The following is a 13444-nucleotide window of genomic DNA, read 5'->3' as shown; positions in this document are numbered from 1 at the left end:
ATTAATAAGAAACACTTACCGGTATACCCGTTTCACGTATCCGTTCCGCAATGCGATCCAGTTCCTCATGAGTGGCCTTCTGCAAATCATGGTCGGGCGTTTCGCGGTCGATGGTATAAATCATCACTTGGCGGGGAGCAATCTCCTTGACAGCTTCCAGCCAGGGAAGAACAAATTTATCGGATGTATTATCCATATCTTGTCCTTTATAACTTCCTTTGAGAAACATGGTCTGGATAATGCAGTTCCCTTTGAACGCTTTCATCCCTTCTATAATCTCCCGGATGGAGTAATGTCCGGTAGGACGGTCAAGTACACGGACATACTCTTCATCCACCGTATCCAGTTTAAGGATGTTGTTGTCAATCTTGTTCAAAGCTTCGAATACGGCAGGACGATGAATAAAGGTAGAATTGCTCAGTACGCTCACCTTTGCATTCGGAAAATACTTGTCGCGCAAGGCAAGTGTATCTTCTATGATTTCGGGGAAACGGGGATGTGCCGTCGGTTCTCCATTACCGGCAAAAGTCAGTACATCCGGTGTAGGTCCGTTTTGCTGCATGTCCCGCAGGCGGGCTTCAAGGGCCGAACGGACTTTTTCGCGTGTGGGCAGCGGCTGTTTGGGACGATGGTCGGCATTGAAACCACATTCACAGTAAATGCAGTCGAAAGTGCATACTTTGCCGTCTGCCGGCAATAAATTTATTCCCAAAGATACTCCCAGACGGCGAGAATGAACGGGACCGAATATGGGAGATGGATAAATGACAGTCATACTATTTACGATTTGACGATTTACGGTTTGATTAATGCTTAAACAATCTTACCGCTCCAAAGTTAAGTGAAAACTATGGTATCTGGCAATGTTCGGCTTGCAAAAGTTTACCCATAAAAGAAAATATTCCCTTTATAAAGCATACATCTCATGTTAAAAAAGTAAATCATACATTACATTTTATCTATTTTACTTGTTTATATGTAAAGTATACATTACATTTGCAGATAGCATCTAAATGCATAGTATTATGAGAAAGAACTATTTATTTCCAACCACTTTCAGAAAGATAGGTTGGTGTTTATTTGTCCCATTCGCCATCACGTCCTTCATCTGCCTTTTCGACGGCAGCAATGAAGATTGGTTGAAGGTAAACGCGTTGTCAGTAATTCCCTGGGGTATTATCAAGAACTCTTTATTCGACGAGTTGAGTATGATAGGGCTTACGGTTTCACTCTTGTTCATAGCTTTCTCAAAAGAAAAGGACGAAGATGAATGCATTGCCAATATTCGTTCAAACTCTCTTATCTGGGCTACCATAACAGCGTATTCCCTACTGATAGTATGCACTATGCTGATTTATGACATGCAATATCTTAATTTTGTATTTATAGACTTGTTCATGATATTGTTTCTGTTCATCATAAAGTACAACATTGAACTTTATAAATTTAGGAGGAGCAACAATGACTAATACATTAAGGGTAGAAAGAGCCATCAAGCATATGACCCAACAGCAATTGGCTGAAGCCATAGGAGTGAGCCGGCAAACCATCAATGCCATAGAATCGGGAAAGTATGTCCCTTCCACCTTGCTGTCATTGAAAATATCAGAGATATTCGGAAAGACTGTAAATGAAATTTTCATGTTGGAAGAAAGTGACAGATAAAGAGAAGACTCTAAAAAACTGTTTTAATTTTATTTCAGTTTTCTTCTGAGGCAACCTGAAAAATAAAATTAAAACAGTTTCTAAAACTTGATACGCAGTTGCATCTGCAAGTCCGCTTTCCTATTTCCCGGTATCTCATCATTGCCCGAACCAATCGTCTGCCTATCCTGATAAACCGTCTGTCCGAACTTGGCAAGAAACATGAAGTTCTTACTCAAATCATATCGCAGATGAGTGGAGTAACGGAATCCTTTGCCATAGAAGGAAGGGGTATAGAAAGTATATAACAATCCACGCTCGGAGGCGTAAACACGCGAATCGTAATCGTCCGTATGAAACCAGGTTCCCTGCACGGAAACTGACAGAGGGAAGGGGAAAGTGTACGAGCAAAGTTGAGTACACTGATAACCTTGCCGTCTATCAAAGCGATACCCTTTCCCATCCTGCTGACGGAAGTGGTTATAATCTATTGTAGTACGAAAGATATATCTTCCCGGCATATAGGTCAGCCGATAACGGAGTTTATGGTGATAGATAGGTTCGATAACTGCACCGCTTGTACCCGTCACGTCTCTTTCTTTCTGTTTGTACCGATAATTAAAATACATCGAAAGGCTCTTTCGAGGAGTATAAGTAACCTGAAACATGGCATCCACTCCCTTTGAGGGCTTACTTATACGGTATTTCCACCAAGGAAAAGAAAACACATCCAGTGAAGTGAAAAACTTCCACCGGGCGAAAGGTGTGACCTCTGCTGCCAGATACCATCCGTTCTCATTCTGCGGCATACTGCTTTCGCCAAAGGAACGCCCAAACAAAGTCCAATAATCATATGAATAATACCGGTGAACAAGTAGCAGATGATAATCGGAAGAAAGATTATACTTCAGCCGGTTCAGCAACGCATAGCCTTTACTGCCGGTTGCCGCTTCCCCCACCCAGACAAAACGGCCCAGACGATACCTATAATCCATGCCCACATTATAGAAATCACTTCCATGAAGATTGTACTTTGCATACTTGTTCAACCGAGGCTTGTAAGGACGGTCGAAAAAATAGTAAATCCCCGTCACTCCCACCTTCAGAGAGTTCTTTTCATAGGTCATGTTTCCACCTATCACCTGCAAGGCAAAGGCATTCATTTTATCTGCCTCCTTCTGCGTGCGATGCAACCCTGTCTTGTAAATGGAAGTTATCTCGCCATCCTCCACCACACCGTCCATGGAGCGATGCGAATAGAAAGCCGAAATATCCAAGTAAGGCAATACTCCCACCGTTGCCGCCACTCCCCGGAAATAATTGTACTCATCGGTAGAACTATGCTTACGGATGCCTCCGGTACGATATTCTGTTGTAGACATAGAGAATGTTTTTCCTAAACGAAAATCCGTACTAAGTACCAGTCCCTGCCCGAAGCTCAGACGGTAATTGCCCAATGCCAAAGCCTTCAGCCGCCCCAGATTCTTTATCAGAAAATAGAAAGAATAGTAATCATAGCCTTTTCTGTTGTGCAGGGCAAAGAAGGGTTCTCCGGCATCCTTCTCTCCCGTCACGCCTATTTGGAGATAATCTCCATAATGAAAATTATAGCGCAAAGAATGGTAAAGGGAAGGTCCCAGGTAATTCTTCTCATATCCTTTACGGATATAGAACGGTACATCCAAACGTGCCAATGTTTCGTGTTTCCCGTATTTCAGTATAGATTTTAAAGCAGGATACCCCCTACCCGCTTTCACTGCCCGCACACAGACAAAGGGCAGCAGTAGGTCGATGGTACGTTTATCCATCTCCTCCACCAGTTGCAATTCATAAATGGTCTGCATCTGTCCGTGTATATAGACATAAGCCAGAAGATTCTCTATCTGTATATCCGTAAGAAAAGGAAACTGCTCCAATTGCCGTTTAGTGGCGGCATTGAGGTTGACAGGCTCTTGCAGACGTCGGGACAACTCCTCCAATTCATCTTCCCAACCGTATTCTTCCTCATTCCCGATGGAGAGTTGTTCCAAATTTTCTTCCAAAAGAAGTAAAGGCTGTTCTTTCTGAAGGCCGGATATATTTTGAGCTTCAAGCATAGGAGTCATTGACAGCATACTTACAAAAACTCCTATCTTGAGTAATTCCATTAATAGTAGGTCACTTTCATGTTTTGGGAAGCGAAGTTACCTTAAATAAGTTAATTGAGCAAGGAAAAATCAACATGATGCAACAACATTACACAGAATGGTGTACTTTTGCAACATGAACGCAAGTCTTAACATAGTAATACTCATCATGTTTCTTTCTCTCGGAAGCCTGAAATGTTTTGCACAGCAGCAACCACAGTCTGCTGCGCAAAAGAGTGTCTATCTTACTCCCATGTGCGTTTACGAAGGAGATACCATCCCTTATGTCAAGCTCCCCACTGTCTACATCTTCAAGCCGCTTAAATTCAAGAACAAGCGCGACATGAACAAGTACTACAAACTCATTCGTGACGTAAAGAAGGTACTTCCCATCTCCAAGGAGATTAACCGTGCCATCATTGAAACCTACGAATACATGATGACCCTGCCCACCGAGAAAGCCCGCCAGAAACACATGAAAGCAGTAGAGAAAAGCTTGAAGGAGCAATACACTCCCCGCATGAAGAAACTTACCTTTGCCCAAGGCAAACTGTTAATAAAACTGGTAGACCGACAGACCAACTCCACCGGATATGAACTGGTAAAAGCTTTTATGGGCCCTTTCAAAGCCGGTTTCTACCAGACTTTTGCCGCACTCTTCGGCGCCAGTCTAAAAAAACAATACGACCCTATGGGAGACGATGCATTGACCGAACGGGTGATATTGATGGTAGAAAGCGGACAATTATAAACTGATGTTTATTCCCGCCTTGCGTGCCTGCGAATGTTGAAATTGGCGTTTCACATTATATGTCTTTCCGTCTTTGACGAACTTAGAACCGGTCTGCTTGAACCAGAAGTCCACTTTATTTTCCACACAAATTCTGCGAAGGTCCATCACCCATTCAAAATCACAAGGGCGGGCTTCGTAACCGGATTCTCCCCCTGCAACTATCTGTTCAATCCATTCGCCAACAGCATAAGTACTTAAATCTATCCTTTCCAGCAGCGGTTCACAGATTATTATCTTATGCTTTATGGGAGCTCTCCTATAGATGGGCAAGCGATAATCGGCGCAAGCCTGGTTTTCAACCGTACAACAAATGGTTACATTATCATATCCGTCTCCCCAATCATCGGGCAGACAGTCAGAAAAACGGTCTATACGCTTGGTAATCATCATAAAATGCAGGTCACTGCGACAACGAATCATCTCCCATGCTTCGGCCCGCCATTTGTCAGCATCTTCCACAAAGAAATCGGAAGTAAAGCAGGTGTAGACAAATGTTCCAGGTGGTATCTTGAATTCTCCGTTACGCTTTTTACGCAAAGGCAGGTCAAAGTTTTTTGTCCGCACCACCACCGAACTGTCCACCTCTCGTCGGGCATCACCACGATAAACATAACAATGCTTGCAACCTGCACTCAATTTATGGCAACCATGCCATAAGTTCCACATCATCGACTTCGCAACAATACCGTTCATTCAAACAAAAAACTTATCGTTAACACCATGTTGAAAACTATGTTAGCAACATAAATAATCAGTTATTAAACAATTGATATTAAGCTATATATTCAGTTAATAACAGAATGAACAATTGTTTATTACTACCTATTCGGGTTGTACCTCTCCTGCCATCGGAAGCTCTTTCCAACCTTCACCAAATGCATCATAAGCATCGGTAACCACTACAAAAGCCTTTGGGTCTACTTCCCTTATCTTCTGCTTGATACCTACCACTTCCTTGTAACTCACCACAAGAAACAGCATTTCCTTGTCTACATTGGTATAAAGACCACTACTTTTGATGCAAGTGGCTGTACGGTCCAAATCTTTAAGAATATAGTCGTGCAAAGCGGTAAGGCGCATATCACTGATGACAAACAGTATCTTGTCATTCTTCTCCCCATTTATCACATAGGCCAATACCCTTGAAGTGACAAAAATAGCTATCAGTGAATAGAAAGACAAATGCCACGAAGGTTGTGTAGCATCATCCGGATTTCCGATACCGAAACCGATAACCAATAGGCCGAATCCCACCACAATGCCATCTACCAGCAGTATCGCCTTTGAAAAACGTATATGGCAATATTTCTGCAATATCATCGCCACAATATCCGTACCTCCTGTAGTAGCCCGGCTACGCACTACAATACCACAGCCTATACCGATAACCACCGCACCAATCACAGAAGTCAGCATCAAATGGTCGGACATATTCAGACTGCCACCCAGCAACTGTGTAGGGTCCAACTGATGGAGCGCTTCTTCAGAAGGATAGGAGAGGAGAGACAGCACATTCATGGCAAGCGGAGTGAATAGTGCCGCCACGATAGTACGTGCTCCCAATTTTGCTCCCAGTACCAGCACGGAAATGATAAGCAAAGGAATATCAAACATATAACCGAAAGTACCTACCTGAATAGAAGGGAACAGATTATGAAGCACAATACTAGCTCCATACACCCCGCCAGGAACAAGATTATAAGGATTGATAAAGTAAACAAAACCTGCTGCCAGAATAGTACAACCTACAAAAATGCCTATCCATGAAGATATTATCTTTTTCATATCGATATGATTTATATATATTCAGCAAATATACAAAAAATAAGAAAAGACACCAACTGTACAGCAAGTTTTCCACATACAACCGATATGTGTTGAATACATGGTTAACAAAAAGGATAAAGTAGGAGATAAAGCATTAATTTACAATGAATAAAGTGGTTGATTATAAAAATCAACCACTGTTCATAAAATCTCTCATCATACCTATATAGAACTAGTTTATTGGATCTATAGATGCAACACGCTGGATCTATAGATGCACCGTGTTCGATCTATAGCTCCAACAAACCCGATATATTGACAGCTTATTAACAGCCCTGTTATTATCTCAGTTTCTTGAATAAATCCCAAATAACAATACCCGCCGTAACCGATACATTCAACGAATGCTTTGTGCCGTATTGAGGAATTTCAATGCAACCGTGCGAATGGTCAATCACTTCTTGTTGAACACCCTTCACTTCATTTCCCATTACCACAGCATACTTTTTAGTCTTGTCCAGCACCAGTTCGTCCAGCATCACACTACCTTCTGCCTGCTCTACAGAATAAACGATGTATCCCTCGGATTTTAGGTTATCAACAGCTTCAACAGAGTTATCAACATATTTCCAATCTACGGTAAATTCCGCTCCCAAAGCTGTTTTGTGCATCTCCGGATGGGGTGGGATAGCTGTAATGCCACAAAGATAAATGCACTCGATGCGGAAAGCATCCGAAGTACGGAAAACGGAACCTATATTATGGAGACTGCGGATATTATCCAATACCACTACCAAAGGCAGTTTTTCGGCTTCCTTAAATTCCTCTACACTAATACGATTCAGTTCAGTTATCTTCAGTTTACGCATGACAATATACTTTTAAATCTCCCTGCAAAGATACTTTTTTCCGTTTATATCCCGGTTAATAACCGTTGAAAAGGTGTCAATACAATAGGGAAACAATTTTAAAAATAATCCTTGCATTATTCAAAGGTCTGCATATTACAGCAGTGAAACGAACAAACCAAAAAAGTTAAGGAGAATTTTCCAGGCTTCATTCAACATATTTTTCAGCCTGGTTTCATCGGTTTATAACTCTAAAGTTATTAACTTTGCATATTATTAACAACATGTTAATGCTGTTTAGCAGAAGTCTTATTATCAACGGATAAACTTAAAAACCCCGGTTTATAAGCATAAGAGTAAAATTCAGCTTGATACTAATAACTTCATAGGCAAGAAAAATCGTATTTATTTGTCCACACTGTTAACAGCCTATCATTACTATCAAAGGATTTTTAAAGAAGAAAGAGAAATTAAAAAATATAATTATGGATAATCTTATAGAAGCTATCAAGCAGCTGAAGAAGGAGAAGAACGCAATCATTCTGGGGCACTACTACCAGAAAGGTGAAATACAAGATATAGCCGATTACGTGGGCGACAGTCTGGCTTTGGCGCAATGGGCGGCCCGAACGGAGGCGGACATCATCGTGATGTGCGGTGTGCACTTCATGGGAGAAACGGCGAAGGTGCTTTGTCCCGACAAGAAGGTACTGGTGCCTGATATGGCGGCAGGCTGTTCGTTGGCAGACAGTTGTCCGGCAGACAAATTCAGTCAGTTTGTCAAAGAGCATCCCGGATATACGGTGATATCCTATGTGAACACAACGGCTGCCGTAAAGGCGGTGACCGATGTGGTGGTAACTTCTACCAATGCAAAGCAGATTGTGGAAAGCTTCCCCAAAGATGAGAAAATAATCTTTGGCCCGGACCGGAACTTGGGTAATTATATCAACTCCATTACCGGAAGAAATATGTTATTATGGGATGGCGCATGCCATGTACACGAGGAATTCTCGGTTGAAAAGATTGTTGAAATAAAACAGCAGCATCCCGATGCGGTGGTACTGGCACATCCCGAATGCAAGAGTACAGTCTTGAAACTGGCTGATGTGGTAGGCTCTACGGCAGCTTTGCTGAAGTACGCAGTGGCACATCCCGAAAAGAGCTACATTGTAGCTACCGAAAGCGGTATCCTGCACGAGATGCAGAAACAATGCCCGCAGACAACATTTATTCCGGCTCCTCCCAACGACAGCACTTGTGCCTGCAATGAATGCAGTTACATGCGACTGAATACACTGGAAAAGCTTTATGATTGTTTGAAAAACGAATCACCGGAAATAAAGGTGGATGCTGAGATTGCAGAAAAAGCAGTGAAACCGATTAAGAGGATGTTGGAAATATCGGCTCAACTGGGGTTATAATGTGCTGATATGCCAATGTGCCAATGACCTTTCGGCGTGACAGCGCAGCCAATTAGCACATTGGCACATTAGCATATCAGCACATTAAAAACATTATCTCATTAAGAACTTACACAACTTGTTAGTGGCCAATGCCCGGTGACTGATTTTATTCTTCAGTTCATTCCCCATTTCTGCAAAAGTCTGCGTATATCCTTCGGGAATGAATATGGGGTCATAACCGAAACCTGAAGCGCCTTTTCTGTTTTTTGTAATTTCTCCTTTCACGATGCCCTCAAACAGATGTTCCTTTCCGTCGATGATAAGTACAAATACGGTACGGAATTGCGCTTTCCGGTTCTCGATGCCCTCCATATCTTTCAGTAACTTCTTCATGTTTGCTTCCGAATTGTGTGCATCGCCGGCATAACGGGCGGAATATACACCCGGTGCCCCACCAAGGGCCTCCACTTCCAAACCGGTATCATCGGCAAAACAATCCAGATGATAGTTATCGAAGATATATCTTGCTTTCAGCAAAGCATTTCCTTCAAGTGTGTCTGCAGTTTCCGGAATGTCAGTATCGCATTTGATATCCTTCATGCTGAGAAGTTCGACCTTCTCTCCCAAAATGGCAGTCACTTCTTCCAGTTTGTGTGAATTGTTGGTGGCAAATACAAATTTCTTTCTCATATTATGTTCTCCTTATACTTGTGGCTTATACAAGTCCCTATTTCACTTTCAACCGGTCGAAACCTTCTCCGTATACACCGATGACGGAACTTTGGGAAATGAAAGCGTTCGGGTCTATATCTTTCACCATCCGGAATATTTCTACCGATTGGCGTTTGTAGGCAAGGACGACCAGTACCTTCACGTTGTGTTTACTGTACCAGCCGATACCGTCGAGTACCGTTACACCGCGATGGGTTTCTTTGGTGATGCGGTCGGCAATCTTTTCATATTCTTTGGAGAAAATAAAGAATTGAACGGATTGCCGGGCACTGTTGACTATGTAATCCAGTACAAATCCGATGACAAACAAAGTTACAAAACCGAATATCACGCGTCGCCAGTCATGGAATACCACATAGCAGGAACTGATGATAATGAAGTCGCAAGCCATAATCATGCGTCCCAGCGTGACATCCTTGTATTTATGGATGATGGCTGCAATGATGTCCGTACCTCCCGTGCTGCCGTTGCAGTTGAACACGATACCCAGTCCGGCACCGCACATTGCCGCACCTATCAGGCAAGCCATGAAGTCTTGTCCTTCGCCCAGCAGTTGGGGAGGGACGCCGTCCGAACCGTTCACCAGCAACTGAAAAAACCATAAGAAGAAAGTGAGTCCGAAGATGGCAAACGTAGTCTTGATACTGAACTTCGGTCCGAGTATCTTGATGGCAAAAGTCATCAGTACGGCATTGATGATGAAGTATGACCACTGGATGGGAAATCCGGTGGCATAATAGATGATGGCACCGATACCGGTAGTACCTCCGGTCGTAATCTGATAGGGAATGAGGAATGCCGCCCATCCCAGTGCATAGCTGATGAGTCCCAGAGTGATGAAGATATAATCCTTCAGCTCTCTCGTCACTTCCGCTTTGGTTGGTTTTGTAATTTGCATATCTGTTATTTGACAACGATGTTCACAATCTTCTTCGGCACTACGATTACTTTGACGATGGACTTGCCTTCCATCCATTTTTCAGAACGTTCGTCGGCCAATACAGCAGTCTGGATGGCATCCGATGCCGCATCTGCCGGGAACTCCATGTTGAACCGTGCTTTTCCGTTGAAGGAAACCGTATAGTTGACCGTATCTTCCACCAGGTATTCTTCGTTGCATACCGGCCACTTGGCATCGCATACGGAGCCTGCATTGCCCAGTGTCTCCCACAACTCTTCGCATACATGCGGAGCAAAGGGAGCCAGAACGATGATAAACTGGTTCAGGATTTCCTTCTTGCTGCATTTCATTCCGAACAGCTCGTTTACACAAATCATAAAGGCACTGATACTTGTGTTGTAAGAGAATTGCTCGATGTCTCCCGTCACTTTCTTAATCAGTTTATGGAGGGATTTCAGTTCTTCCTTGGTGGCAGGTTCATCCGTTACCAGATAATTGTCGTTGCGGTCGTAGAACAGTGACCAGAACTTCTTGATGAAGCGGTGCACACCGTCTATTCCGTTTGTATCCCACGGCTTTGATTGTTCTACCGGGCCGAGGAACATTTCGTACATGCGGAGAGTGTCGGCACCGTATTTGTCGACAATCATATCGGGATTGACAACGTTGAACATGGATTTACTCATCTTTTCCACAGCCCATCCGCAGATGTACTTGCCGTCTTCCAGAATAAACTCGGCAGTTTCGTATTCTGGACGCCATGCCTTGAAGGCTTCAAGGTCCAGAACATCATTGGATACGATATTCACATCCACGTGGAGTGGGGTAGTGTCGTACTGGTCTTTCAGATTCAGGGACACGAATGTATTGGTATCTTTGATGCGATAGACGAAGTTGCTCCGTCCTTGAATCATGCCCTGGTTCACCAGCTTTTGGAACGGTTCTTCGGCTACGGAAATGCCGAGGTCGTACAGGAACTTATTCCAGAAACGGGAGTATATCAAGTGACCGGTGGCATGTTCGGTACCGCCTACGTAAAGGTCTACATTGTGCCAGTACTCATCCGTTTTCTTGTCTACAAGTGCCTGGTTGTTGTGTGGGTCCATGTAGCGCAGATAATAGGCGCTTGAACCGGCAAATCCGGGCATAGTATTGAGTTCCAGCGGGAAGACGGTGATGTTGTCTATCTTTTCGTTTTCTACGACGCATTTGTTTACGGTATCCCAAGCCCATTTTGCGGCATGTCCCAATGGAGGTTCACCGGTTTCGGTAGGCAGGAATTTGGCTACTTCGGGCAGTTCCAAGGGCAGGGCGCTCTCGTCAATCATGTAAGGCATGTTGTCCTTGTAGTAAACCGGGAACGGCTCGCCCCAATAGCGCTGGCGTGAGAAGATGGCATCGCGCAGACGGAAGTTCACCTTTACACGTCCCAAGTTATGCTCTTTCACATATTTCTTGGTAGCGGCAATCGCTTCCTTGATGGTCAGCCCGTTCAGTGAGAGGTCGCAATAGGAAGTAACGCCTTCGCGTGGAGAGTTGCATACAATGCCTTCCTTGGCATCGAAGCTCTCTTCGCTTACATCGCAGCCTTCTACCAACGGACGAATTTCGAGACCGAAGTGCTTGGCAAAAGCATAGTCACGGCTGTCGTGCGCAGGCACAGCCATGATGGCACCCGTACCGTATCCTGCAAGTACATAGTCGCTTATCCAGATGGGAACTGCCTCACCGGTAAAGGGATTGATGGCATAGCTTCCGGAGAATACACCGGTAACGCTACGGTCGGCAATACGTTCGCGTTCGGTACGTTTCTTGGTGCGTTCCAGATAAGCGTTTACTTCATCTTTCTGTGTGTCGGTGGTAAGTTGCTGTACCAGTTCGCTTTCGGGAGCCAATACCATGAAGGTGACGCCGAACATGGTATCTGCACGGGTGGTGAAGATAGTGAATTCCAAATCGCTGTCTTTTACCTTGAATTCTATTTCAGCGCCTTCGCTGCGTCCTATCCAGTTCTTTTGGGTTTCTTTCAGGGATTCGGTCCAGTCGATGGTATCGAGTCCGTCCAGCAAGCGTTGTGCATAGGCAGATACACGGAGACACCATTGACGCATCTTCTTTTGAATGACGGGGAAGCCGCCTCGTTCGCTTACGCCGTCCACCACTTCATCGTTGGCAAGTACGGTTCCCAGCTGAGGGCACCAGTTTACCATCGTCTCGCCCAGATAGGCTATACGGTAGTTCATCAGGATTTCCTGTTGTTCCTTTTCGCTCTTGGCATTCCACTCTGCGGCGGTGAAACTCAGTTCTTCGCTGCAAGCCACGTTTATTCCTTCGGTACCGGTTTGGCTGAATGCTTCAATCAGTTCCTGGATGGGACGTGCCTGCTTTTCATCGTTGCAGTAGTAGCTGTTGAACATCTTTTGGAATGCCCATTGGGTCCAATGGTAATATTCCGGTTCGCAGGTACGGATTTCGCGGTTCCAGTCGAAAGAGAAACCTATCTTATCCAACTGTTCACGGTATCGGTTGATATTGTTGACGGTCGTAATTGCAGGGTGCTGTCCCGTTTGTATGGCATATTGTTCTGCTGGAAGTCCGTAAGCGTCATATCCCATGGGATTCAGTACATTGAAACCTTGCAGTCGTTTGTAGCGGGCGTAAATATCCGAAGCAATATATCCCAGCGGATGACCTACATGCAATCCCGCACCGGAGGGGTATGGGAACATGTTCAGTACATAGAATTTTTTCTTCGTTTCGTCTTCCGTCACTTGGTAGGTTTTGTTTTCCACCCACCTTTTCTGCCATTTCTTTTCAATTTCCCTGAAATTGTATTCCATAGTGGTACTTATTAATATTTTGTTGAAAACATTGTTTATTCAATGGTTAAAACCGGTCAGTATTCGGTTAATATCGGTGCAAAGTTACGGGTTTATTTTCAGATTTGTAGCGAAGTAACATAAAAAACAATGGCAAAGACTTGATAATTCACTTTTTATTACTTACATTTGTGATGTGCTTTTAAAACTAATTTTTTGTTTGTAATACAAATAATAGCTAAATTAATTCAATAGGATATTTACTAAAAGATTTTTAGGATATAGCGAAGGATGAAGTCTGGGAAGATTTCATCCTTTGTGTTTTTTGTCTGTGTATTCGGCAGATTGTTGTTTATTATTCTGCCGATAAATGAGAGTTCGTTCAATAGGCTTCTAATAAGGGGGTTA

At 43.7% G+C, this 13444-nt stretch carries 12 protein-coding genes; 4 read left to right on the top strand and 8 right to left on the bottom strand.

What is annotated here, in order from left to right; translation table 11 throughout:
* Position 1 precedes the first annotated feature (1 nt).
* Entirely contained in the window at positions 2 to 775 is a 774-nt protein-coding gene (locus tag DW039_RS15690; RefSeq protein ID WP_057086950.1) for a radical SAM protein, read from the bottom strand.
* Positions 776 to 1025: 250 nt separating this feature from the next.
* On the opposite strand from DW039_RS15690, the gene DW039_RS15685 reads away from it, so the two are divergent.
* Together DW039_RS15685 and DW039_RS15680 are read left to right on the top strand one after the other, a co-directional pair.
* Positions 1026 to 1469 carry a hypothetical protein gene (locus DW039_RS15685; RefSeq protein WP_117588639.1) on the top strand — a complete coding sequence of 148 codons (444 nt, stop codon included), beginning with the start codon at positions 1026 to 1028 and terminating at the stop codon, positions 1467 to 1469.
* The gene (locus tag DW039_RS15680) at positions 1462 to 1665 is read left to right on the top strand and encodes a helix-turn-helix transcriptional regulator (RefSeq protein WP_008662275.1); all 204 of its coding nucleotides are present in this window, start codon (positions 1462 to 1464) and stop codon (positions 1663 to 1665) included. The genes DW039_RS15685 and DW039_RS15680 overlap by 8 nt, the downstream gene beginning before the upstream one ends.
* Positions 1666 to 1745: 80 nt before the next feature.
* Here DW039_RS15680 and DW039_RS15675 read toward each other — a convergent pair whose 3' ends face one another.
* Positions 1746 to 3791: a helix-hairpin-helix domain-containing protein gene (locus tag DW039_RS15675; RefSeq protein ID WP_120382123.1), complete on the bottom strand. Its 2046-nt coding sequence runs from the start codon at positions 3789 to 3791 to the stop codon at positions 1746 to 1748.
* 97 nt (positions 3792 to 3888) lie between these two features.
* On the opposite strand from DW039_RS15675, the gene DW039_RS15670 reads away from it, so the two are divergent.
* Positions 3889 to 4521 carry a DUF4294 domain-containing protein gene (locus DW039_RS15670; protein WP_120382122.1) on the top strand — a complete coding sequence of 211 codons (633 nt, stop codon included), beginning with the start codon at positions 3889 to 3891 and terminating at the stop codon, positions 4519 to 4521.
* Here DW039_RS15670 and DW039_RS15665 read toward each other — a convergent pair.
* The 3 genes from DW039_RS15665 to DW039_RS15655 all read right to left on the bottom strand — a co-directional run bounded on the left by DW039_RS15665 (position 4516) and on the right by DW039_RS15655 (position 7199).
* Positions 4516 to 5256, bottom strand: coding sequence for a DUF5131 family protein (locus DW039_RS15665; RefSeq protein ID WP_044468589.1), 741 nt, complete (start codon positions 5254 to 5256; stop codon positions 4516 to 4518). The genes DW039_RS15670 and DW039_RS15665 overlap by 6 nt on opposite strands.
* Before the next feature lie 129 nt (positions 5257 to 5385).
* On the bottom strand, positions 5386 to 6348 hold the full coding sequence (locus DW039_RS15660) for a YitT family protein (protein WP_005825206.1): 963 nt from the start codon (positions 6346 to 6348) through the stop codon (positions 5386 to 5388).
* 323 nt (positions 6349 to 6671) lie between these two features.
* Positions 6672 to 7199, bottom strand: coding sequence for an RNA methyltransferase (locus DW039_RS15655; protein ID WP_009037513.1), 528 nt, complete (start codon positions 7197 to 7199; stop codon positions 6672 to 6674).
* A gap of 464 nt (positions 7200 to 7663) precedes the next feature.
* On the opposite strand from DW039_RS15655, the gene nadA reads away from it, so the two are divergent.
* Positions 7664 to 8602: a quinolinate synthase NadA gene (gene nadA, locus DW039_RS15650; RefSeq protein ID WP_008662265.1), complete on the top strand. Its 939-nt coding sequence runs from the start codon at positions 7664 to 7666 to the stop codon at positions 8600 to 8602.
* Positions 8603 to 8695: 93 nt separating this feature from the next.
* On the opposite strand, the gene DW039_RS15645 is transcribed toward nadA, so the two are convergent.
* The 3 genes from DW039_RS15645 to leuS are packed head-to-tail and all read right to left on the bottom strand — an operon-like array spanning position 8696 to position 13057.
* Positions 8696 to 9274 (bottom strand): non-canonical purine NTP diphosphatase, encoded by a 579-nt coding sequence (locus DW039_RS15645; protein ID WP_005833965.1) that lies wholly within the window; start codon positions 9272 to 9274, stop codon positions 8696 to 8698.
* A 37-nt stretch (positions 9275 to 9311) separates the two neighbouring features.
* On the bottom strand, positions 9312 to 10214 hold the full coding sequence (locus tag DW039_RS15640) for a YitT family protein (protein WP_005825197.1): 903 nt from the start codon (positions 10212 to 10214) through the stop codon (positions 9312 to 9314).
* Between the two features lie 5 nt (positions 10215 to 10219).
* Positions 10220 to 13057 (bottom strand): leucine--tRNA ligase, encoded by a 2838-nt coding sequence (leuS, locus tag DW039_RS15635; RefSeq protein ID WP_120382121.1) that lies wholly within the window; start codon positions 13055 to 13057, stop codon positions 10220 to 10222.
* Positions 13058 to 13444: the final 387 nt, after the last annotated feature.

Source organism: Bacteroides sp. AF39-16AC (assembly GCF_003602735.1).
Taxonomy (GTDB): Bacteria; Bacteroidota; Bacteroidia; order Bacteroidales; family Bacteroidaceae; genus Bacteroides; species Bacteroides uniformis.
The sequence above is the reverse complement of the archived record's forward strand: the minus strand, read 5'-3'. Positions and strand labels throughout refer to the sequence as shown.